Source organism: Peribacillus sp. FSL H8-0477 (assembly GCF_038002765.1).
In the GTDB taxonomy this organism is placed as follows: Bacteria; Bacillota; Bacilli; order Bacillales; family DSM-1321; genus Peribacillus.
In genome coordinates, this window is sequence record NZ_JBBODE010000001.1 from 1,657,531 (window position 1) to 1,680,988 (window position 23,458).

A 23,458-nucleotide genomic window follows, 5' to 3' on the forward strand; every position below is an offset into this window, starting at 1 on the left:
ACGTTCATACTAATCAATTGGGCTAATTCTTCTGAGGAGAAACAAGTAACATCATTCCAATTTCTTCACTGTAATCCCACATTTTTATCCAAGGGTAAGTATCGTTCTCTCTTCTTGCGGCTTTATTACTAACATATCACATTCGGTACCATGTTCTTTAGTGGCCGGATGAATTTGAAAATCCCTATTGGTATCGTTATAATAAACAAATTTCATTATTATCTGCCCCTCACAAAAATTGCTCTTACTTCAAAGGTAATCTCATTTCTTCCGGGAGACATTCAGTCAGAAAATTAAATAGGATTTTACCCTCGATATTATTGACAAATAGTTAAAATATACTTACTCTTCGTTCTCAATATCAATCCCTTCTATTTTTACTCCACTCGTTAGGTATTTCATCTTTTACCAATTACCTATTCATATTTATTTCTATACCACCTATATTCATAAAGCAATTACAAATAAGAAACATTCCATTTGCAAGCCATACTTTACAAGATATTTTTGAAAGTAGATTTAAGAACCAGCGTCAAGGTAATAAATAGACATTTAGCTTATTCCCTTTCTCTTCTCCTGAATACATTATAAACAGAGCAACACTTGTTTTATTATGTGCAATATACAAGATTGTTTCAAATGATTTTAAAGGAGAGGTCAAATGTCGCAGCCGAATATCCCTAATATTTCCCCTACAGTTTCAATTACAAGAGAGGATGCTATTAACCTACTCTTAGTTTCTATTGCAATGGAAGAATTAGGACTAGCACATATCATTAATGCAGAAGGGGAAAAAATTCAATATGCTCTTGGCACATTACCTGGCTTGATAACACCAGCTTCATTAGAAGATATCTTACAAGTAAATGACAGTGTACAAGATACTCTCGAATTGGCGATTAAAAAAGAACTACTACTGGATAGCAAATTAAAACAAGTGACTCAAATCACTTCCTCTAGCTCTACTGGACCAACCGGTGCTACCGGGGTTACAGGTAACACTGGACCCACTGGATCCACTGGAGCTACTGGAACTACCGGGGTTACTGGAGCAACCGGCAACACTGGAGCTTCGGGAACTACCGGGGCTGCTGGAGACACTGGACCCACTGGAGCTACTGGAGCTATCGGGGCTACTGGAGCTACTGGAGCTTCGGGAACTACCGGGGCTACTGGTGACACTGGAGCAACTGGACCCACTGGAGTTACGGGAACTACCGGGGTTACTGGTGACACTGGAGCAACTGGACCCACTGGAGTTACGGGAACTACCGGGGTTACTGGAGCAACCGGTGACACTGGAGCTACGGGAACTATCGGGGCTACTGGAGCAACCGGTGACACTGGAGCTACGGGAACTACCGGAGCTACTGGAGCAACCGGCGACACTGGAGCTACGGGAACTACCGGGGCTACTGGTGACACTGGAGTTACGGGAACTATCGGGGCTACTGGAGTAACCGGTGACACTGGAGCTACGGGATCTACCGGGGTTACTGGTGACACTGGAGTTACGGGAACTATCGGGGCTACTGGAGCAACTGGTGACACTGGAGCTACGGGAACTATCGGGGCTACTGGAGCAACCGGTGACACTGGAGCTACGGGAACTATCGGGGCTACTGGAGCAACTGGAGTTACGGGAACTACCGGGGTTACTGGTGACACTGGAGCTACGGGAACTACCGGGGCTACTGGTGACACTGGTGACACTGGAGCTACGGGAACTATCGGGGCTACTGGAGCAACCGGTGACACTGGAGCTACGGGAACTACCGGAGCTACTGGAGCAACCGGCGACACTGGAGCAACCGGCGACACTGGAGCTACGGGAACTACCGGGGCTACTGGTGACACTGGAGTTACGGGAACTATCGGGGCTACTGGAGTAACCGGTGACACTGGAGCTACGGGATCTACCGGGGTTACTGGTGACACTGGAGCAACTGGAGCTATGGGAACTATCGGGGCTACTGGAGCAACCGGTGACACTGGAGCTACGGGAACTACCGGAGCTACTGGAGCAACCGGCGACACTGGAGCAACCGGCGACACTGGAGCTACGGGAACTACCGGGGCTACTGGTGACACTGGAGTTACGGGAACTATCGGGGCTACTGGAGTAACCGGTGACACTGGAGCTACGGGATCTACCGGGGTTACTGGTGACACTGGAGCAACTGGAGCTATGGGAACTACCGGGGTTACTGGAGCTACCGGTGACACTGGAGTTACGGGAACTACCGGGGTTACTGGTGACACTGGAGCTACGGGAACTACCGGGGCTACTGGAGTAACCGGTGACACTGGAGCTACGGGAACTACCGGGGCTACTGGAGTAACCGGTGACACTGGAGCTACGGGAACTATCGGGGCTACTGGAGCAACCGGTGACACTGGAGCTACCGGTGACACTGGAGCAACTGGAGCAACTGGAGCTACGGGAACTATCGGGGCTACTGGAGTAACCGGCGACACTGGAGTTACGGGAACTACCGGGGTTACTGGTGACACTGGAGCTACGGGAACTACCGGGGCTACTGGAGTAACCGGTGACACTGGAGCTACGGGAACTATCGGGGCTACTGGAGCAACCGGTGACACTGGAGCTACGGGAACTACCGGAGCTACTGGAGCAACCGGCGACACTGGAGCTACGGGAACTACCGGGGCCACAGGAGCAACCGGTGACACTGGAGCTACGGGAACTAACGGAGTTACTGGAGCAACTGGACCCACTGGAGTTACGGGAACTAACGGGGCCACAGGTGATACTGGAGTTACGGGAACTACCGGGGCTACTGGAGTAACTGGTGACACTGGAGCTATGGGAACTACCGGGGCTACTGGAGTAACTGGTGACACTGGAGCTACGGGAACTACCGGGGCTACTGGAGTAACCGGCGACACTGGAGCAACTGGACCCACTGGAGCTACGGGAACTATCGGGGCTACTGGTGTAACAGGTGACCCAGGAGCCACGGGGCCTACTGGTACTACTGGATTTACTGGGGCAACAGGCGCTACTGGTGTAACAGGTGCTACCGGCGCTACTGGACCTACTGGTATTACTGGTGTTACCGGCTCTACTGGTGTTACTGGTGTGACTGGTGTTACCGGCTCTACTGGACCTACTGGTGCTACTGGTGCTACTGGTGCTACCGGGACAGGTGCTACAATACAAAACGGACTATTTTTTGTTAATGTAACATCTGTAGTAAATGGCACAGCCATTTCATATTCAACCACGTTTATTAATGGCACTGACATTTCTCACCCTTCAAACACAACCTTTGTACTAGCAACTGGGCACATTTATTTGGTTTCGTATACTTTCAGAGCAACTAGTTCTTTAATTGGAAATATTACTGTTACACCTAGAATTAATACGGTATTTCAGAGTCGTTTTTCAGGTAAATCAGTTACTGGAACTTTAGATGCTAATGTTAGCGTATCAGGAACGTTCTTAGCTAATGCTACCGCAGGTGCCATTACATTAGATTTTCTTTATAATGGATCAGCAACTACCACTTTGTCTGAGGGTTCTGTTTCGATTATTGAAGTTCAGTAAGGTTGGCACTTGCCTTGCCATCCCCAATAATAAAACAATAATCTTTGAGTCATCTATGTAATAGGAAGCAATTCAGTACCCTCCCTTTTCAAAATTTTCAACTCTGCATCCAGCTCATCAAATGTAACAGGTACAGTCAATACTTCAGTCGATCCTTCCACTGGCGTAGGATCAGTTCCACCAAGAAATACTTTTGCTAGCGCAGTGAGAAATCCAATTTCTTTCAGCCTTCCTATACCTGTTGGAACAAGTGGTACGTTACTGTATCACCTAAGCGTGTATTAGCTTAATTTAGTATTAAAGTAAAAAAAAGGGAGTCTTATTTTGTATAAGAGACTCCCTTTTGTTGTAAGCAATACAGGATGGTATTTGAAAGGAAGAGAATTTATCCTCTTTTCCATAACAAAAAATCATTATTCAACTAAGGGATGCTTTATCGTCATGAGAACTGCTAATCGTCTAAACGAATGGACACCAAATGGGGAACGATATTTTGTAATGAAAACCAACCAAATTATTATGATCCAAATCACACTCATATTAAGTGAATGTGTACAGCCGCAGCCAGATATAGACAGAAGTCGTTAGTCCTGTTCAATTGTGGAATAACCGAGTGGAAGAAATTCAGCATAATAAGAGAGTTGCAATTACCTAAAGTTTTAACCTGAGTCGAAGGTAAATTCTGTTTGATAATGTTCTTTTATTTAATAAAAAAAACGCTGCAACTAGGCAGCGTTTCAACTTATATTTTTGATTCTTCTTTCGAGCGTAAATTCCCTTTATAGATAAAATAAAGGGCAATAATCATAAATAGTATTGCGAAAACACGTTTCATATCTAATTCTATGACTAAACTATTGAACCATCCAAAATGATCAATTATGACACCAATTATAAGTTGACCAGCTATACCAGAAATATTAGTTGCGATTACCCCAATTCTAGGAACTGCCATGACGGTCAGAAGTAAATACATAGTGCCTAAAAATGCTGCACTTAATTGCCATTTAGGTGCTTCTAGAATTCCAAGCACATTTCCACTGCCAAAAAATAGAATGAAAATAGTCAGAAACATTGTTCCAGTGAGAAAGGTTAAAAATGTTGTTTCAATTGTTCCGGCTTTTTTACTAAATGTACCATTTATAGATGATTGTGCACTTAATGTAATACCGCCAATCAATGTAAATAAAATCATAAATGTCCCCATAATTGTCTACCTCCTAGTTGATTAATATAAGTGCAATAATCATTGAAATCACTGCAAATATCTTTTCTTTATTAATTTTAGTTTTTTTACTGCCTAGCCATCCAAAATGTTCAATAACCATACTCATGACTAATTGTCCGATAATTACAGCCACCATTGTTATACCAACACCAACGTATGGGACACTAACCACAATGGAAGTTAAATAAACCACACCTAAGACCCCTCCAAGTAATGACCATTTAGGTGCTTCCAATGTATAGGAAATCCTTCCTTTTCCAAAAAACAGCCACAAAAGCCCCATGATAATTGAGCCCATAAAGAAGTTATAAAAACTTGTTTCTATTTGTCCAATTGATTTTCCTAATTCAGCATAGATAGCTCCTTCAAAGCTAAGTGCTGCACCAGCCAATAGAGCTAGTAGATAAGATAAAAAGCGCATAGATAGTATCTCCTTTTTCGTATAATTACATATCTAGAAAAATAGATATGACTAGGTAAAAAAAACAGAAATCAATATAGATTAGATCTCTGTTCGAAAATAATGAGCTAACTGTTGAATAAATTCTTCATTTCGCCTATAGTAAGTCCATTGTCCATGACGTATCGATTCAAGTAGACCAGCTTTTTGCATCATGTTTAAGTAGCTAGAAACGGTAGATTGAGAAACTTTGGCTTTTTCTTGAATATCCCCCACACATACTCCACCCTTATAACTTACCTCCTTTGGTAGGTGAGCGCCTTGTTTTGGGAAGTGCTTCTCTGGTTCCTTTAACCACTCCAAAATGTGGAGTCTTGTTTCATTTGATAACGCTTTGAAAACATCAATAGGTTTCATGGACGTAATTATATATCTGGAATTCTCGATATGTCAAGGTGAAGGAAATAGATTACATTTAATGAAACTATTTGATTTCTATATTAAAATAAACATCAGTTGCTTTGCGATCTTTTGAACGCGTATTTTTAGGGGGGTATTTTATCTATTTTTCTGCTATTCCTGCCATTAATCCCGTCTGGAGTAAACATATTCCCGTCTGAGATGGAGTTAATCCCGTCCGGATCATGCGTATTCCCGTCTGGGCACTATTTACAGCCCGATAATACCCCATAGGGCATCTTTCTTTGCTGACTACAAACACATATCACCCTAAGGCTGATCTTTTGTACCACAGCTTATAAATGGTTGGCCTTTTCATGGCCATAAACGAAAAAAGTTGTGAGTAGACGAAACTGTCTGCTCACAACTTTTTTATTATCCTTATTAATGAATTATTTTAGTTCCAGTGACCTGCCTTCACTAATTTTTCTTTTTGCTTGAAGGCAACCGTTACTAATAACATGGAGATCATAATCATCACGATAATCGCGATTAGTACAATGGTATAAGAATTGGTTAAATCTTTTATTAATGAATAAAGTGGTAACGCTACAATTCCTGCAACCGCTAAACCTACAGAAGCGGTAGCATAAATATCTGCGTAGTTTTTGTTACCGAATAATGAAATCGTAAGCAGTGGACCCAATGTACCGATTGATGATGATAAGAAACCAAAAATAATAGCACCAATCATAATCATTACTTTAATCTCACCGAATAACAGGAATAAAACGAATGTTACTAAACCGGAAATTAAGGCTACGAAAGTAGTGCCTTTTGCACCTATTTTATCAGCTAAGAAACCGAATGTTAATGAACCTATTAATAAACCAACCATGAATAGACCCATTAAGGTACCGCCAAATGCAGTATCGAATCCTTTGGTAATTGCGAAAGTCGGTACGTGTTGTGCGAATGCAGCAACAGATGTTAAGAAGAAAAAGAAGGCCATTAATGCGAAGAACGCAGGTGATTTTTTCGCAATATTAGATGCGATCCCTTTGTTTGCTTCTTCATTTGCTGCGTTTACTTCTTTATTTTCTGTATTTCCTTCGTCATCACCATATGCACCTTTTTTACCTGGGGCGAAACGGATGAATAATACAATTACGATAATTGCTCCTGCACCTAATAGTAGCCCAGAAGTAGTGTAAGCTGAACGCCAGCCTTCATTCGCGATTAAGTTACCGATCCAAGGAGCGATAAACGCACCGAATGCACCAACTGTCGCCATCATGATACCCAATGCTAAACCTTTAGATTTTTTGAACCAGTTGTTAATGATGACTGGACCAGCAATTTGTGCAACGATAACGTAACCAATTGCACAAGGAATTGCAAGTATGTACCAGCCCCATACGCTGTTCATGAAGCCCATTGCAGCAAATGCGCCGGCGTGGAAGATAACCCCTGCGATTAAAATAATACGGATATCCGCTTTTGCAATTAACTTACCAGCAAACGGTAAGAAAATCATTGTTACGATTGACATAATCGATACGTATAAAGATAAGCTGGATAAACTCATACCTAAGTCATCTGAAACAGGCGTTAAGAATAAACCTGTTGCGTTGTTAATACCACCACGAGCAAAGCCCATCATGATAGCAACACCTAATAGAACGAACCAAGCATAATGAATCCCTTTTTTTGACTTGTTTGTCATCTGAGTATAACTCCTTTTATATGTACTTCTACATGTATGCAACTTTAAAGTACTAAAACCTTATAAAGCTTAGAAAGAACAGTAAACTTATACCGTAATGCCTAGCAATAAGTTAATGAATATGCTGGTTGTTCCCTCGTGACTCGAATGACAACAAGTTATATCTTTATAACTTTTGCGCACAATTAGTAATATTAACATTATGCAACAAAAATTTCCATATGGGAATCTTTTATTTGAATTCTAATCAGATATAATATTTACGCTTTAAAAGTATTGCTTTTTTCTTTTAAACTATTCATATGAACCATCACATTTATTATCGTTTGATAATTTCATTTTTCTTTATAATCATTTATTCAATAGTAATTCATAAATATGAGGAGTTACTTTGAAAACCTACATTTAAACGTTCATACAACATTCACTCTTTAAAAATCTATAATGTGTTTTACATGGTAAGATTCAGTTATAAATAGTTTGTGAAAACATTCACAAACTTGGAATGGAGGGTTACCATGTCAACTAAATTAAATGTCATTCAGGAAAAACAACCTGTCACCCCTATGATTGATGAATTAGTCGCTAACGGATTATCCGCTCTGAAAGAGTTCAGTCATTTTACTCAGGAAATGATTGATGATGTAGTTAAAGAAATGGCTCTTGCAGGTATGGATCAGCATATGCAACTAGCCAAAATGGCTTTTGAGGAAACTAAAAGAGGCGTTTATGAAGATAAAATTATCAAGAATATGTTCGCTACTGAATTTGTATACCATAATATTAAATACGATAAAACGGTCGGAATTATCAACGAAAATACGAATGAAGGAATAATCGAAATTGCCGAACCAGTTGGCGTCATTGCTGGTGTTACACCTGTGACAAATCCCACTTCAACAACGATGTTTAAGGCTTTAATCTCAATCAAAACCAGGAACCCGATTATCTTTGCCTTCCATCCCTCTGCACAGAAGAGCAGTAGTGAAGCTGCAAGAATTCTTCGGGACGCTGCGGTTAAAGCAGGTGCCCCTAAGAACTGTATTCAATGGATTGAGAAACCGTCAATCGATGCTACTCAAGGACTTATGAACCATCCGAAGATTTCATTAATCTTAGCTACTGGTGGTTCAGGAATGGTCAAATCTGCATACAGTTCAGGAAAACCTGCTCTTGGAGTTGGACCTGGTAATGTTCCTTGTTATATTGAAAAAACGGCAAATGTTCTTCAAGCAGTAAATGATTTAATTCTCTCAAAGACGTTCGATAATGGGATGATTTGTGCCTCAGAACAAGCGGTAATTATCGATAAAGAAATTTATTCTGAAGTCAAACAAGAACTAGCATCAAATAACTGCCACTTTCTTACTCCAGAAGAAAGACAAAAAGTAGAGACATTAGTCATTAATGAACAAACCTGCGCAGTAAATGCAGCAATTGTCGGTATGCCTGCCTACAAAATTGCTGAAATGGCTGGAGTTACAGTACCAGAGCATACGAAAATTCTGATTGCTGAATTAGAAGGAGTAGGGCCGCAATTTCCTTTATCCCGGGAAAAACTAAGTCCTGTACTTGCTTGTTATAAAGTGAACAGCCTAGAAGAAGGCTTAGAACGGTCTGAAGAAATGCTAATGTTTGGTGGAACTGGTCACTCAGCTGTCATTCATACTTCAGATGATACGGTTATTAGAGAATTTGGTTTACGAATGAAAGCGGGACGGATCATCGTAAATGCACCATCTTCACAAGGTGCCATTGGAGATTTATACAATGCTTATATGCCGTCACTTACACTTGGCTGCGGTACCTACGGAGGCAACTCCGTATCAACAAATGTGGGAGTAATTAACTTAATCAATATAAAAAAGGTAGCGAGAAGGAATAATAATATGCAATGGTTTAAAGTCCCTTCCAAAATTTATTTTGAAAAAAATTCCGTTCAATACCTTGCTAAAATGCCGAATATTACCAAGGCATTAATTGTAACCGACCCGGCAATGGTTGAGTTAGGTTATGTAGATAAGGTTCTTTATTACCTTAGAAAACGTCCAGACTATATTCATTGCCAAATTTTCTCTGATGTTGAACCAGATCCATCTCTTGAGACCGTTGAAAAAGGCGCGGAAATGATGGATAAATTCCAACCCGATGTTATCATTGCTCTTGGTGGCGGTTCCGTGATGGATGCAGCTAAAGGCATGCAGTTATTCTTTGAATATCCTGAAATGGAGTTCTTCGGCATAAAACAAAAGTTCCTTGATATTCGTAAACGAATTGTTAAGTATCCGAAACTTGGGGTTAACGCTCAATTTGTTGCGATTCCGACCACATCTGGTACTGGTTCTGAAGTTACATCTTTTGCTGTTATTACAGATAAAGTTGCCAATATTAAATATCCATTAGCGGATTATGAACTAACACCTGATGTGGCAATTATTGATCCCCAATTTGTCATGACTGTACCTAAGGTCATTACTGCAGATACAGGTATGGATGTTCTAACACATGCTGTAGAAGCCTATGTATCTTGTATGGCGAATGACTATACAGACGGATTGGCCATAAAAGCTATACAGCTAATCTTTGAATACTTGCCAATAGCATATAAAGATGGAAGTAATGAATTAGCACGCGAAAAAGTGCATAATGCTTCTACAATTGCCGGGATGGCATTTGCGAATGCATTTTTAGGTATTAATCATAGTCTTGCCCACAAGCTTGGACCTGAATTTCATATCGCCCATGGACGGGCAAATGCGATTTTATTACCGCATGTTATTCGCTATAATGCGACAAAACCAACTAAATTCACAGCGTTCCCGAAATATAACCACTTCATTGCTGACAAGCGCTATGCAGAAATAGCCAAGATGCTCGGGCTTCCTGCACGCACAACAGAAGAAGGAGTAGAAAGTCTTATACAGGCGATTATAAAGTTAGCTAAAGAGATGAATATTCCGATGAGTATTGAACAGAATGGTGTCGATCTGGCTGATTTCGAAAGCAAGGTTGAATACTTAGCCGATCGGGCATTTGAAGATCAGTGCACAACGGCTAATCCAAAGCTTCCCCTCGTAACTGAATTAACCGAGGTTTATCGTCTAGCCTTTAAAGGCGTCTAATCTATAGAGAAAAAGAGTCAGGGATAAGAATCCCTGACTCTTTTTGTACCTTAAACGATCATTCAGATATCAATTCATAAACAGATATTTTCTTAATTCTCCGGGATACTAGCATGGAGACGATATAACCTGCTAGTAAAATACCGATACAAATACTAAGGACAATTGGAATACGAACGATAAATTCAGCGTTATAGATACTCATCCCTGACATCAGCAACTCAATTACTGAATTCGTACAATAATATCCGAAGACTCCGCCAATAGTGACCCCTAAAATAAGAATGGGCATAAGGCTAAATGATAGTTGTGTCATAAGATTTAGAGTTGTATATCCAACAGACTTTAGGATTCCAAATTCTTTTCTTCTTCTGAGAATGATGCTTTTAATAACTAGATAGAGAATTAAGGTTACGACAATCACGGTAGCGGTAATAATCAATAACATCATCAGAAAAAGGGCCTGTGTAAACGAGTCAAGTGTACTTTGGATCCCTTCTTCAACATTGTAAATGGCATCTAGTTGATCTCCGTATTGTTTTTCAAGCTTTGTGATATATTCTTCCGTACTTGTTGCATCAAGATAAACGTTTAAGGATACTCGATTATACTCTGGCTGCATCCGTTGAATTCCTGAAAGCGTCACGTTTGCTACCTTACCCAATTGAGAAACCCCCTGGCTAATCCCTGTAATTAAGAAGGGTTTGCTGCTTTGATTGAGCTCAATGGTGATCTCCTCACCAATTTTTTTATTAATTTTCTTTGCAACCAGGGAAGAAATAGCAATTTCATTATCGTAAAGCGGCTGTCTTCCTTTAAAAACGGTATTGGTCTCAAGCTTGCTAAAATCATCTGATACCTGTAACACAATACTCATGTTATCAACTTTCCCTGTCAGTGTATCAAGTGTACTTGTTTTTCCGACTCCATCCATATCAGATATTGAATGGTATAACTTCTCTTTATCGACCTTATTCTTTGGATAGAGGGTAACATTTGCTTGTTCAAAACCAATAATACTAACCACTGCATCGTTCTTCGAATTGATATTATCATATAGAACTGAAGAAAATAAACAAGCGAAGGTGAGCGCAGCTACAATCACGATAATAATTATATTTTGCCTAAAACTCACAGCTAATCCTTTTAAACTTAGTATCCAGTGAATGGATCCTTTTGTCTGTTCAATCGGAAAAAAATTCTTTTGGAAATTATGTGTTTGAACACCGCCTCTTATGGCTATCACTGGCGTAATTCGTTTTGTTCTTCTGCTTGAAAAAAATGCGGTTATGGAGACTAATCCTGCAATAAAAAATAGACTACACAAATTAATTATCCATTCAAGATGAAGGCTCCAAAGTAATCCTACTGAAGATGTTATGATATTCCCAATAAAAGGCATCAATGCATAGGAGGCTATAATCCCAGGAATAGCTGCTACGATCGTAACAGTCAGAAACTGCAGGATGAGTGTCTTGTTTATTTGAGATCCCGTATAACCAATTGCTTTTAATATCCCAATGTTGTTAATATCATCTTCTATGCTGGTTGAAACTTGAAAACGGATGACGATAATGGTGACAAAGACCATCACAAGAGAAAAACCAATGAGAATGACTGCCATGAAATTAATAAAGATGGTGCTGCTTTCTTTAGCAGAAACAAGGCTAACAGCACCAAAAGTATGATCTTGGGATTGAAAAAGCATATCATAATAGTCCATCATGACGGCTTCTCCTTTTTGACTTTCGGTAAACACAGCAGATAGATTCGTATAATCTCCAGATTGATCTAAATCAAGCGCAAGCTGACGATATCCTGGCCCATCTAAAAATAATTTAATGGATGAATTATTAAACGTACTATAAGAGGTATCTTCAAAAAATCCTCCTACAATATAGGTGTACGATATATTGTTATATTGTATTGAAAAAGAATCTCCAAGCCGATATCCCGATCCTGTTTTTAATATATAAGGTAGATAAACGGTGTTATCCTGTTTATTTTTAAGTTCTTCCACCATCGTTAACGGAGAGATTTCCCTGCTTTCATCTTGGTTAAAAAGAATAAGATTTTGTTTACTTTTTTCTTTGGAAAGATCAATCTCTGCTTGTGATAAAAATAGTATATTTTCGCGCTCGACATTGACGATATCAGGATGGCTTTTCAGCATATCCTCATATTTGTCTTCAAATTTATCTGTCATGAGATAGGTAGAGAAGTGGGCACCCTTTAATTCGATATTTTTCTCATCAAATAATGAGTTCACCGTTAAAATAACCGTCAAGCTAATGTTTAAGAGTATGGTACAAAGAAGAATTAAGATGAATAGCGCTATAGACTTACTCTTATGCTTGTTGATGTTAGAGAGGGCTAGTTTCCAAATTAACATTTCACCACCCCATATCCGTTAAAAACGCCTGCATTTTTTCTAATCGTGAATAATCATTAGATTCATCGTACTTCTCCATCTGCAGTTCACCCACAATAGTGCCATCCTTTAAATAGATTATTCGATTTCCTCTTAACGCTGACTTCATATCATGCGTCACCATAATTATACTTTGATGTTTTCGATTAACATCAGTTAATACATCAAGCACTTTTTTACCACTGGCAGAGTTTAATGCACCTGTAGGCTCATCAGCAAAAACGATCCGAGGTTCATTAATTAAGGCGCGCACGATTCCTGCTCTTTGTGCTTCACCACCTGATAGTTGTGAAGCTAATTTATTCCAAGTAGATTCAGCTAAATCTACTTGATGTAAAAGGTGTTTCGCTTTTCCAACAATTTCTCGTTTATTTTTATTCAGTAAAAAACCACTTGCCAGTATATTATCAAGGACACTCATATGGCTCAGCAGATGAATTTGTTGAAAGATGAATCCGCAATTTTTTCTCCTAAACTTGGCTAACTGGTCGTTATTCATCTTGGTGAGTTCTCTATCATTAACGAACAATTCGCCTAGTGTTGGCCGATCCATACCGGATAATGCATATAAAAGTGTGGATTTTCCAGATCCAGAACTGCCCATAATGACCGTTAAATCTCCTTCGAAAACCTGCAGGTCAAGATTTTTCAATACATGCTGCTGAATACCCCCGTTAGAAAAGGTTTTACCGAGCATTTTTGCCTCAATGATCACGTTTTTCATCTCAACACCGTCCATTCATAAGACTGCTATTCTCTTTTCAGTCTTATCGTACAATAGATGTTCTTAACGGAGCTTTATCTGTTTCTTAACTAATTCTTAATTAGGCAAGCTTTATTGCTAACACAGCCGTAAACCCCTTCTCACTATTCATGAAAGAAATATCGCCATCCATTTGCTTAATTAGATAGCTAGAAATGTATAATCCTAATCCTGAACCATTTTGCCCTTCTGCATTACGGCCACGATAAAATTTAGTACATAATAACGGTAAATCATCTTCTTCAACTCCGCTTCCATAGTCCTGAACTTGAACATGGAGATAGGCATCTGTTAACTGAAAAGTAATATTGATTGAAGTATTGGCATATTTGTAAGAGTTACTGATAATATTATCGAAAATTTGCTGTAACCGAATTACATCTACAACAATCACACACTCGGGGATACTCTCTAGCCTTATCCGATCGTAAAAATTAGTATTTTCAATTATTTCGTGAAGGATACGGCTATTTTCTTCCGTTGGCTGCACCTTTAACTCGTGAAGATCCTCAAGAGCCGATAAGAACAAATCAGATACCAGACGATCTATTTGCTCTGCTTTTGCATAAATCGTCTGCAGCTGTTTTTCCACTTTAGCTTCTTTCACTGTGACAAGCATAAATTCACTCACGGCTTTAATAGAAGCAACAGGTGTTTTAATGTCATGACTTAAACTTGCAACCAATTCCTTTTTACTTATATTTGCCTCATATTCTCTGATTTTCGCTTTCTTCAGTTCCTCCCGCATCATATCAAAGCTCTCCGTATACGCACCAAACAGATTATGTCTATCCATTGCAAGCGGGATATCTAAATGACCTCTTGCTATATGTCTAGCAAATCCTTGTAAACGATTGAACGGTTTGACAATAGAATGATAAGAATAAAGAATAAATAACGTAATCAAAACAGCAAATGTCATAAAAATAAGTAAAGCCGTTATGGCTAATCTATTTTTAGCATGAGACAACTCCTCTATATTTTTATTATAAAAAATGATTTTCCCCTTATAATCCTGATCAATGACTACATCTACAACCGTATCCCGATGTCGAATTGCTTCATTAAGCGTATGATACTTGTCAGGCTGGGTTGAAAATATGAGTTCATTATCATTTGTAATTATAGAAAACTCGTATTTCCATTCTTGAAAATCCTCCTGATTTAGAGCTGGCCAATTACGTTCGGCCTTCTTGAGAACATCATTCATCGCAACAGAATCAACCTTCGTTTCCAAGTCCATCTGTAGAATAAGCCCATATAACAAAAAACCAGTAAACAGCGTGAAACAGAATATACTAGCTATCCATTTTCTATTCATGATTTAATCAGCCTCAAACAGATACCCTGTTCCCCAAATGGTTTTAATGTACTGAGGCTCATTTGGATCTTTCTCAATTTTTTCCCGTAAGTGTCGAATATGTACATTTAGGGTCCCATCTCCTGTGATTGAATCGCCCCAGACATTCCGAAACAGTTCATTCTTTGTGACCACCTTATTCTTATTTTCTATCAAGTAACAAAGAAGTTTATATTCCATCGATTTTAGCTTGATAGGCACGCCGCCTACATTTATACGGCATAAATTATGATCAAGCTCGATATTTCCCACTTTTGTGACCGAAGCAACAGATTGATATCTTTTCAACACCACTTTCACTTTCGCCAATAACACGCTGAGCGAATACGGCTTTTGAATATAATCATCTCCTCCTATATTCAGAGCAATCAATATATCACTCTCACTAGACCTGGCACTTATAAATAAAATCGGAATTTGCGTCGTTATTCTTAGTGTTCTGCATAAATCGAATCCTGAAGAATCACCGAGATTTATATCCAGCAAGATCAGGGAGACTTCATTATTCTTTAAAAACTTCAAACAATCTGCCCCGCTGGTTACATAAGCAGAATGTACATCAAACATTTTTAAATATTCACAAGTAGTTTCTGCTAAAACCTGTTCATCATCTACAATTAAGCAATCATATTTCATTATCATTGTCCTTTTTCAGTATTTAGGATCCTATTCATCCTCTGCTGCAACCAAGTGTCACACTAAACAACCTGGATAAAGTTTTTCAGTATCTTATATTTTCCCAAAAATATACAGACTCTAACAAAAGTATATTGGCAAAATTAGGATAATACAACGTTATTTTTACTAGTAACTTTTCAAATGTCGTATGTATAATAAAGTAATAGGAAGGAGTTGATCATTTGAATAAAAAACAGATCACAAAAAAACAATATGACTTTCTTGAACATGAACTAAAATACCTTGAAAAAGAACAGTTTATTGTGGATAAGGAATCAGCTAGGATTTTATCAATCTATGAAGTCAAAAATGTCCAATTTATTACCATACTAGCAGCAATTGGAGCTCTTCTAATTGGGTTAGGCGTTTTAACATTTGTGGCAAGTAATTGGATGTATCTAACTAAATCAGTTAAGCTGTTTATCATCATTCTGTTTCTGATATTGGTCAATACAGCCGGGGTTTTTGTTACGAGAGAATTCCCTAAAACTGCAAGAAGCCTTCATTATATTGGTATCTTAGTATTTGGAGCTGGGATTTTTCTAATAGAACAAATGTTTAACATTAGTATTAACTTTAACCATTCGTTTTTATTATGGGCAAGTGGGACAATCATTATTGGCTGGTATTTAAAAGATGCGGCAATTTTAATGTTTACCTCTTTCCTGCTTTTTATCTATCTCAATGGCAGTATGTTTCTTGATGAAAAATCTTATCCGCTTGCTATTCTACTGTTTTTACCAACATTATATGTTTTACTCAGAGGATCTGCCTACCCTGTTATTCTTATCTTTTTCGTCAATGCCTTATCTATTAACACCTTTGTGTTATTCCTTCTGGAATTTGTTCCAAAGTTCTCACCTGATCATTCAGCTACTATCATCTCAGGCCTCTTATTTATCATAGGTATCATTCTCATATACATCCCGCTTCCATTAAGCGCAAAAAGAATAACTCATATTCAGGGACATATACTCCATGGAATCACGGCTATTATCTTAACCTATGACTTTGGTCTCTGGTTTTCTCTCTTTTATTTTTTCTTTCTTCTTTACCTCATTCAAAAAGGCAGTTTAATAAGTATTGTGATCATTTGTGCCTTGATTTTCAGATATTATCTACATTCAGTAGATTTCCTGCCAACATCCTTCACCTTTATAATTGGTGGAATCATTCTTTTAGGCTTTGGTTTCCTTTTTGAAAGACAGCGAAAAAGAGGGGGGAAAACTATTGAAAAATAATCGTTTTCTTCGACCGCTTATGGTTTTTTCCATACCCGTATTAATTCTCGTGCTTTTAGCCGCCCCTCATGTATGGACAACAGTTACTGGTGATGAGATCCAATTAAAGACCGTTCCAGTCGATCCAACAGATTTATTTCGTGGGAGCTATGTCGATTTACAATATGAAATAGAATCGGTAGATAGCCGTTTGCTCGATGACTCTACCCGTTCATTACTAAAAAAACAGAACAGAGGGGATTACAAAAACGTATATGTTCGACTGCAGCAAAACAAAACCGGACTTTATGAAGCTGCTTTAGTAACGCTAGAAAAGCCTCATAAAGGAACCTATCTTAAAGGACGTTTACACATCCCTTACGATACAACAAGTTCGTCTCTCCAAATTAAATACGGCTTAGACAATTTTTATGCGCCTTCTGACAAGGCAAAAGAGATGGAAGCAGCCGCCGCTGGTCATGCACCAGTAGCTATGGTAAAAGTTAAGAATGGAAATGCAGTATTAATGACAATATCATTTAAGTAAAAGCAATTTCCTTTTTTCGACTGTCGACTCCTAGACAGTCTTTTTTTCGTGACTTTTATACAATAATTTTTTTTACTGACAATGCCTCCTTAATACTCCATTATATTTAACAGAATTTGCTTAATTCAGACACACATATCCCATATACCCCATAATCTAAACAACATTAGTATCTTCATAGTCTCTTTTCAGTATGTTTTAATATTTATTGTCTTCCCTTAAAATATCTGTTATTTTAATATATGAATATTTTAAAATAACACAACAGGAAAGGTTAACTATATCCCGTGATTAAAGAATGGAACCTCCTAAGAGTAATTGCCTGTTTATGTATTGTTTTTTTACACAGTACAACCTTAAATTCAAGACATGCAGGACATCCAGACATTGATTATTACGATGTGTTTCGAGCCCTATTATGTTTCGCCACACCGACCTTCATTGTCTTATCCGAAATAATCTTGGCTAACCGCTATCCAGATAGATTACCAAATAATTTTTGGCAAAAACGATTAAAGTTCATTTTTCTGCCCTTTTTATCATTTGCCATAATCGATGCTTTTAACGCTAAGTACTTTAACCCTAACGTCTTTCTTGAACTAAAAATCTTCAATAATATTGTAATGGGTACCTTTATAGGGTATTTTATTTTCATCATTTTCCAATTTTATGTTTTACATTATCTTGTTGTACGTTTTAAACCATCAATGAAGTGGTTACTGCCGTTGAGTCTTCTTACAATGGCTGTTCATTTAAGTTTTATGAAAATGAATATTCCTTTTGTGAGTGAACATCAAGCACTTCTGAAATTACCGTTCACTGCATGGTTCGGTTACTTTACACTTGCTTTTATTATTGGGAAACACTATAAGAAACTACAGCTGGAATTATTGTCCTATAAATGGTTAACACTCATTCTGGCTGCTCTATCAGCCCTCTATTTCTACTTTTCATTTGAATCTGGAAATGCGCGAATCAACTCATTAAGGTTGGATTTATTCCCTGTTGTCTTGTCATTTACTGCAGTAATCTTGGCCTGGGGACAACTCATTCCTAATTTCCGTATCATTCAATTCATTAGCAACTATTCGTTTGGAATTTACCTGCTGCACTGGCAAGTACTAAGGCACCTTGCGCCCTATACGGTAACTTGGTTCAACCACACCAGCACCCGAGTTCTCGCCTTGTTTTTCATGGGTCTCGTTATAAGTATAACCATCATTAAATTGATTTCATTATTACCATTTGGTTCAATGATTGTTGGGCACATAAAAAAATTATCTCCAAAATTAAAACAAACAAGTGACACGGTAAAAGCTGCCTAAAGTATGCACGAAATATATACACAATAAGAGGACTTCGGTACACTGACCGAGGTCCTCTTTTTTCCAAATTGAAGATTCTCTTGATTCACTCCTCTATAGAACAGAAAAAGGTTTTAAGCTATACTTTAGGAAAGCAGTAAACGGTGGTGAATAGTTTGTTTAAACTTTTATTAATTGAAGATGATACGACTCTTTTTAATGAGATTGAAGAACGATTAACACAATGGTCCTATGAAGTGTTTGGTATACATGATTTTAATAAAGTGATTCAAGAATTTACCGAGTGTAAGCCTGACCTTGTCATTATTGATATTCAGCTCCCCAAGTTCGATGGATTTCATTGGTGCCGGATGATTCGTGCTCATTCCAATGTTCCAATTATCTTTTTATCGTCACGGGATCATCCCACCGATATTGTTATGTCTATGCAGCTGGGGGCGGATGATTTTATCCAGAAGCCTTTTCATTTTGATGTGCTTATTGCTAGGATTCAAGCCATCCTTCGTCGTGTTTACAACTACAATACAGATAAAATCGAACTGAAGACTTGGTGCGGCGCTGCTGTGGATTACGAAAGTAATATCGTCACAACGGATACGAGTTCTATCGAGCTAACAAAAAATGAAATGTTCATCTTAAAAAAATTAATAGATCAGAAAAATAAAATTGTTAGTCGAGATGATTTAATGAATAGTTTATGGGACGATAAACGCTTTGTCAGTGATAACACTTTGACGGTTAACGTTAATCGATTACGAAAAAAATTGGATGATATCAATTTAGGCCGTTTTATTGAAACAAAGGTTGGACAAGGGTATATGGCGGTTGAAGAGGCACAACAATGATAAGGAAATACTTGCTGGAAAGGGCCAGCTGGATTCTCTTTTTCCTATTTCTTCAGATTTCCATCCTTTTTGTTACTTATCTTGATTCAGCCATTCCATTAACAGCTGTTCTCTATGTTGTTCTTTTAACCACACTTATGTTTTGTCTCTTTCTTTTTATCCGTTATAAAAAAGAAACACGATTTTATAAAAGCTTGGCAGAACGAGAAGATAATCTAGATCTCACAAATATTCCTGAACCTGGGAGTCCCTTTGAAAAGATCATCGAAGAAAGTATTAACAGTCAATCCGAATTACTGGGAGACTTAATGTCAAAAAGTCAAACAAATCTAGAACAAGAGAAAGATGACTTACTGGCTTGGATTCATGAAGTGAAGACACCGTTGACGGCTATGCGTTTAATGATTGACCGCTTAGAAAAAGGATCGCTCAAAACTCATTTAACCTATGAATGGCTGCGGATTCACCTTCTGCTGGATCAGCAGCTTCATAATAGAAGGGTATTGTTTATCGAAAATGATTTGCATATTGATCGTCTTAACTTGGAAACAATTATCTTTGACGAGATTAAAATGCTTCAGTCATGGTGTATTCAAAAAGGCATCGGTTTTGATCTTAACCTAACTACAACGGAAGTGCTTAGTGATGCGAAATGGCTGGCTTTTATCATTAGACAGCTTTTATCCAATTCTATTAAATATAGTGAAGCTTCTGATATTGTAATGACGAGCTTTCAGCAAGATGACCATACAGTCCTTGTTGTGAAAGATTCTGGATGTGGAATTAACCCAAAAGACTTACCACGTATTTTTGAAAAAGGCTTTACCTCGACTACAAATCATCGGGATACTGCTGCAACAGGAATGGGCCTGTATCTAACCCATAAAGCAGCCGAGTCCCTCTTAATTCGGATTGATGTTCAATCAACACTTGAAGAAGGTACAACCTTTACTCTTACTTTTCCCAAAAAAAATGAATTTGTGAATATCTCAAGCATGTGACAAAATTGTCACATGCTTTTCTATTTTGTTCGGACAATCGAAGGAAAAGAATTCCCATCCCTTTTATACTTAGGACATAGAAAAAAAAGGAGTGAGCGTAGATGACTATTTTAGATGCAAAGAAAATCCATAAAAGCTTTGGAAACAAATTCAATAAACAAGAAGTGTTAAAGGGAATTGACCTTAGTATACAAAAAGGGGAATTCGTTAGTATTATGGGAGCCTCCGGTTCAGGAAAAACAACTCTGCTTAATGTCCTTTCCTCCATAGATAAAATCAGCTCAGGTACGATTATGATTGATGGAAAAGCAATGACGAGTATGAAAGAAAAGAAATTAGCGGAGTTTCGTAAGAATCATCTTGGGTTTATTTTTCAAGAATACAACCTATTAGACACATTGACGGTCAAAGAGAATATTCTTTTACCCTTATCCATCACCAAGACGCCAAAAAAAGAAGCTAATCAGCTCTTTGATGCACTTGCTAAGGAATTAGGAATCCATGAGTTAAGTAATAAATACCCAAGTGAAATATCCGGCGGTCAAAAACAGCGGACCTCTGCGGCACGCGCCTTTATTCACAAGCCTAGTATTATCTTCGCGGATGAACCCACTGGTGCATTAGATTCTAAATCCGCAACAGATTTGTTAAATAAAATGAGTGAGTTAAATCAAAAAAGAAAAGCTACCATCCTTATGGTCACTCACGACCCTGTCGCAGCTAGTTACTGCAGCCGAGTTATTTTTATAAAGGATGGACAAATTTATACCCAGTTAATGAAAGGGGAAGAAACGAGACAGACATTCTTTAAAGATATCTTAAAAACCCAGGGCGTACTTGGAGGGGTGCAAAATGAGCATTAATCACCTCATTTTTCGAAATCTGAAAAAAAACCTGAAAAACTATACACTCTATGTCTTTGCGCTAATCTTTAGTACCACTCTTTACTTCGCCTTTGTTACCCTGCAGTTTGACCCTTCCATGGATGAGGCGAAAGGTACAATCAAAGGCGGCGCTTCCGCCAGGGTTGCCTCTTATTTACTTGTCACGATTGTGTCCATATTTCTTTTATACGCCAACACAATCTTTATCAAACGGCGAAGTAAAGAAATCGGCTTATTCCAATTAATCGGAATGACAAAGGGGAAAATCTTCAGGATTCTTAGCATAGAGAATTTTATTCTTTATTCCGGTTCTGTCATCCTTGGAATTTTCGGAGGATTAATTGGTTCTAAATTAATTCTGATGATTTTATTTAAAGTCACAGGCGTTCAATCGATTGCGGCCTTTCAATTTTCATCTCAAGCAGTTAGTCAAACATTGGTCGTTTTTGGGGTTATCTATCTGTTGATTATGCTCATGAATTACAGATTTATTAAAAGACAAAGTATTTTATCGTTATTTAACGAAAAAGCAAAAACTGAAGAAAAGGTGAAGAAAGTTTCCTTTGTTGAAATAACAATTGGGATAGTCGGCATCCTCTTCATTCTTTCTGGTTATTATGTGTCATCTCAATTATTTACAAGTGATTTCTCCACGGCCTCTGATTTTTTTATGGCTATGAGTTTTATATTGGGTTCGGTTATTATCGGTACTTACCTCTTTTATAAAGGATCTGTCAGTTTTATCTTTAATCTTATCCGAAAAAATAAAAACGGATATTTATCCATTAATGAAGTACTTTCTCTTTCTTCAATCATGTTCCGAATGAAATCAAATAGTTTATTGTTAACAATTATCACGACTGTGTCAGCTCTTGCCATTGGGCTTTTATCATTAACCTATATCTCTTATTACTCGGCTGAAAAACTGGCTGTATCTGATGTACCTTCAGATTTTTCTCTTGATAATGTCCAGAATGCTGACATGGTAAAAGAGACATTCACAATGAACCATATTGATTTTACAGCGCATGAAATTGAAGTCATCAATGCATCTGTCAATATAACAGGAATAATGGATTCAAATGCAGGCCCATTAGCATTGGACATTAACCCAACTAGGTTAACCCTGCCAATCGTTAGCGATCGAGCTGTTAAAGGAGTCGATGTGACTGAGAATGAAGCCCTGTTCAGCGGTTACAGCAGTGTGGTTCAAGAGCTGATGCAATTTAAAGATTCCGGAATGATAGAACTTAAAGGTAAGAATGAAGTCATTCCACAGACCTATCTCGGTTTAAAAGATAAAACCCTTCTTTCCTATAGTTTTACAAACTTTAATGTCCCTGTGGTTATTATTGTTGACCAAACGGTATACGAGCGTTTGAAAAAAGATAGTGATCCCGAGGATCAACCACCTTCTAGTACCTATATTGGGATTGATATTAACGATAAAGAAAAACTTGAAGAAGCAAATCAATTATTCTCTCAGCTTCCGATTGAAGACTCAGCCAGCTCTTCTCAACTACAAGTGAAGAATGCCACAAAAATGGGTATGGGTCTAATCATGTTCATCGTCGGATTTTTAGGATTAACCTTCTTAATTACCTCTGGTTGTATCCTTTACTTTAAACAGATGGACGAAAGCCAAGAAGAAAAGGGCAATTACACGATTCTGAGAAAGCTTGGGTTTACCCAAGGTGATTTAATTAAAGGTATCCAGTTTAAACAACTCTTTAACTTTGGGATTCCGCTTATCGTCGGGTTGCTTCATAGTTACTTCGCCGTACAATCAGGATGGTTTTTATTTGGTACAGAGGTGTGGACACCGATGATTATTGTTATGGTCCTATACACAGGGTTATACTCCATTTTCGGCATCCTCTCTGTTCTTCATTATAAAAAGGTAATCAAGGATTCACTCTAAATCTAAAAAGCTCCAAGCCTAAATGGCTCTGGAGCTT

General features: G+C 38.2%; 18 protein-coding genes. 10 read left to right on the plus strand and 8 right to left on the minus strand.

What is annotated here, in order from left to right; translation table 11 throughout:
- Positions 1–661: 661 nt before the first annotated feature.
- Positions 662–3,571, plus strand: coding sequence for a beta strand repeat-containing protein (locus MHI18_RS08460; RefSeq protein WP_340846920.1), 2,910 nt, complete (start codon positions 662–664; stop codon positions 3,569–3,571).
- A 441-nt stretch (positions 3,572–4,012) separates the two neighbouring features.
- Positions 4,013–4,159, plus strand: coding sequence for a hypothetical protein (locus MHI18_RS08465; protein ID WP_340846921.1), 147 nt, complete (start codon positions 4,013–4,015; stop codon positions 4,157–4,159).
- Between the two features lie 154 nt (positions 4,160–4,313).
- On the opposite strand, the gene MHI18_RS08470 is transcribed toward MHI18_RS08465, so the two are convergent.
- The 4 genes from MHI18_RS08470 to MHI18_RS08485 form a co-directional block, all read right to left on the minus strand.
- Positions 4,314–4,778: a DMT family transporter gene (locus tag MHI18_RS08470; protein WP_340846922.1), complete on the minus strand. Its 465-nt coding sequence runs from the start codon at positions 4,776–4,778 to the stop codon at positions 4,314–4,316.
- Between the two features lie 13 nt (positions 4,779–4,791).
- Entirely contained in the window at positions 4,792–5,220 is a 429-nt protein-coding gene (locus MHI18_RS08475) for a DMT family transporter (RefSeq protein ID WP_340846923.1), read from the minus strand.
- 81 nt (positions 5,221–5,301) lie between these two features.
- Positions 5,302–5,616, minus strand: coding sequence for an ArsR/SmtB family transcription factor (locus MHI18_RS08480; RefSeq protein ID WP_340846924.1), 315 nt, complete (start codon positions 5,614–5,616; stop codon positions 5,302–5,304).
- A 439-nt stretch (positions 5,617–6,055) separates the two neighbouring features.
- On the minus strand, positions 6,056–7,324 hold the full coding sequence (locus MHI18_RS08485; RefSeq protein ID WP_340846925.1) for an MFS transporter: 1,269 nt from the start codon (positions 7,322–7,324) through the stop codon (positions 6,056–6,058).
- A 518-nt stretch (positions 7,325–7,842) separates the two neighbouring features.
- On the opposite strand from MHI18_RS08485, the gene adhE reads away from it, so the two are divergent.
- Positions 7,843–10,446, plus strand: coding sequence for a bifunctional acetaldehyde-CoA/alcohol dehydrogenase (gene adhE, locus MHI18_RS08490; RefSeq protein WP_340846926.1), 2,604 nt, complete (start codon positions 7,843–7,845; stop codon positions 10,444–10,446).
- 58 nt (positions 10,447–10,504) lie between these two features.
- On the opposite strand, the gene MHI18_RS08495 is transcribed toward adhE, so the two are convergent.
- The 4 genes from MHI18_RS08495 to MHI18_RS08510 all read right to left on the minus strand — a co-directional run bounded on the left by MHI18_RS08495 (position 10,505) and on the right by MHI18_RS08510 (position 15,642).
- Positions 10,505–12,838, minus strand: a complete 2,334-nt coding sequence (locus tag MHI18_RS08495) for an ABC transporter permease (RefSeq protein ID WP_340846927.1) — start codon at positions 12,836–12,838, stop codon at positions 10,505–10,507.
- A 1-nt stretch (position 12,839) separates the two neighbouring features.
- The gene (locus MHI18_RS08500; protein WP_340846928.1) at positions 12,840–13,601 is read right to left on the minus strand and encodes an ABC transporter ATP-binding protein; all 762 of its coding nucleotides are present in this window, start codon (positions 13,599–13,601) and stop codon (positions 12,840–12,842) included.
- Between the two features lie 100 nt (positions 13,602–13,701).
- Positions 13,702–14,961, minus strand: a complete 1,260-nt coding sequence (locus MHI18_RS08505) for a HAMP domain-containing sensor histidine kinase (RefSeq protein ID WP_340846929.1) — start codon at positions 14,959–14,961, stop codon at positions 13,702–13,704.
- 3 nt (positions 14,962–14,964) lie between these two features.
- Entirely contained in the window at positions 14,965–15,642 is a 678-nt protein-coding gene (locus tag MHI18_RS08510) for a response regulator transcription factor (RefSeq protein ID WP_340846930.1), read from the minus strand.
- 218 nt (positions 15,643–15,860) lie between these two features.
- Here MHI18_RS08510 and MHI18_RS08515 point away from each other — a divergent pair, with 218 nt between their 5' ends.
- From MHI18_RS08515 to MHI18_RS08545, 7 genes are all read left to right on the plus strand, one after another.
- Positions 15,861–16,919: a DUF2157 domain-containing protein gene (locus tag MHI18_RS08515; protein WP_340846931.1), complete on the plus strand. Its 1,059-nt coding sequence runs from the start codon at positions 15,861–15,863 to the stop codon at positions 16,917–16,919.
- Positions 16,909–17,445 (plus strand): GDYXXLXY domain-containing protein, encoded by a 537-nt coding sequence (locus tag MHI18_RS08520; RefSeq protein ID WP_340846932.1) that lies wholly within the window; start codon positions 16,909–16,911, stop codon positions 17,443–17,445. The genes MHI18_RS08515 and MHI18_RS08520 overlap by 11 nt, the downstream gene beginning before the upstream one ends.
- A 287-nt stretch (positions 17,446–17,732) precedes the next feature.
- A complete protein-coding gene (locus MHI18_RS08525) occupies positions 17,733–18,770 on the plus strand; it encodes an acyltransferase family protein (RefSeq protein ID WP_340846933.1) in 1,038 nt (345 codons plus the stop codon).
- Positions 18,771–18,925: 155 nt separating this feature from the next.
- The gene (locus tag MHI18_RS08530; protein ID WP_340846934.1) at positions 18,926–19,615 is read left to right on the plus strand and encodes a response regulator transcription factor; all 690 of its coding nucleotides are present in this window, start codon (positions 18,926–18,928) and stop codon (positions 19,613–19,615) included.
- Positions 19,612–20,616, plus strand: a complete 1,005-nt coding sequence (locus tag MHI18_RS08535) for a sensor histidine kinase (RefSeq protein WP_340846935.1) — start codon at positions 19,612–19,614, stop codon at positions 20,614–20,616. Before MHI18_RS08530 ends, MHI18_RS08535 begins: the two co-directional genes overlap by 4 nt.
- A gap of 101 nt (positions 20,617–20,717) precedes the next feature.
- On the plus strand, positions 20,718–21,479 hold the full coding sequence (locus MHI18_RS08540) for an ABC transporter ATP-binding protein (RefSeq protein ID WP_340846936.1): 762 nt from the start codon (positions 20,718–20,720) through the stop codon (positions 21,477–21,479).
- Positions 21,469–23,421 (plus strand): ABC transporter permease, encoded by a 1,953-nt coding sequence (locus MHI18_RS08545; protein WP_340846937.1) that lies wholly within the window; start codon positions 21,469–21,471, stop codon positions 23,419–23,421. The genes MHI18_RS08540 and MHI18_RS08545 overlap by 11 nt, the downstream gene beginning before the upstream one ends.
- Positions 23,422–23,458 lie beyond the last annotated feature (37 nt).

Bases quoted from the DNA above. Each gene is read 5' to 3' on its own strand.
- MHI18_RS08460 (WP_340846920.1), top strand. From the start codon at position 662: ATGTCGCAGCCGAATATCCCTAATATTTCCCCTACAGTTTCAATTACA.
- MHI18_RS08465 (WP_340846921.1), top strand. From the start codon at position 4,013: ATGAGAACTGCTAATCGTCTAAACGAATGGACACCAAATGGGGAACGA.
- MHI18_RS08470 (WP_340846922.1), bottom strand. From the start codon at position 4,778: ATGGGGACATTTATGATTTTATTTACATTGATTGGCGGTATTACATTA.
- MHI18_RS08475 (WP_340846923.1), bottom strand. From the start codon at position 5,220: ATGCGCTTTTTATCTTATCTACTAGCTCTATTGGCTGGTGCAGCACTT.
- MHI18_RS08480 (WP_340846924.1), bottom strand. From the start codon at position 5,616: ATGAAACCTATTGATGTTTTCAAAGCGTTATCAAATGAAACAAGACTC.
- MHI18_RS08485 (WP_340846925.1), bottom strand. From the start codon at position 7,324: ATGACAAACAAGTCAAAAAAAGGGATTCATTATGCTTGGTTCGTTCTA.
- adhE (WP_340846926.1), top strand. From the start codon at position 7,843: ATGTCAACTAAATTAAATGTCATTCAGGAAAAACAACCTGTCACCCCT.
- MHI18_RS08495 (WP_340846927.1), bottom strand. From the start codon at position 12,838: ATGTTAATTTGGAAACTAGCCCTCTCTAACATCAACAAGCATAAGAGT.
- MHI18_RS08500 (WP_340846928.1), bottom strand. From the start codon at position 13,601: ATGAAAAACGTGATCATTGAGGCAAAAATGCTCGGTAAAACCTTTTCT.
- MHI18_RS08505 (WP_340846929.1), bottom strand. From the start codon at position 14,961: ATGAATAGAAAATGGATAGCTAGTATATTCTGTTTCACGCTGTTTACT.
- MHI18_RS08510 (WP_340846930.1), bottom strand. From the start codon at position 15,642: ATGATAATGAAATATGATTGCTTAATTGTAGATGATGAACAGGTTTTA.
- MHI18_RS08535 (WP_340846935.1), top strand. From the start codon at position 19,612: ATGATAAGGAAATACTTGCTGGAAAGGGCCAGCTGGATTCTCTTTTTC.
- MHI18_RS08540 (WP_340846936.1), top strand. From the start codon at position 20,718: ATGACTATTTTAGATGCAAAGAAAATCCATAAAAGCTTTGGAAACAAA.
- MHI18_RS08545 (WP_340846937.1), top strand. From the start codon at position 21,469: ATGAGCATTAATCACCTCATTTTTCGAAATCTGAAAAAAAACCTGAAA.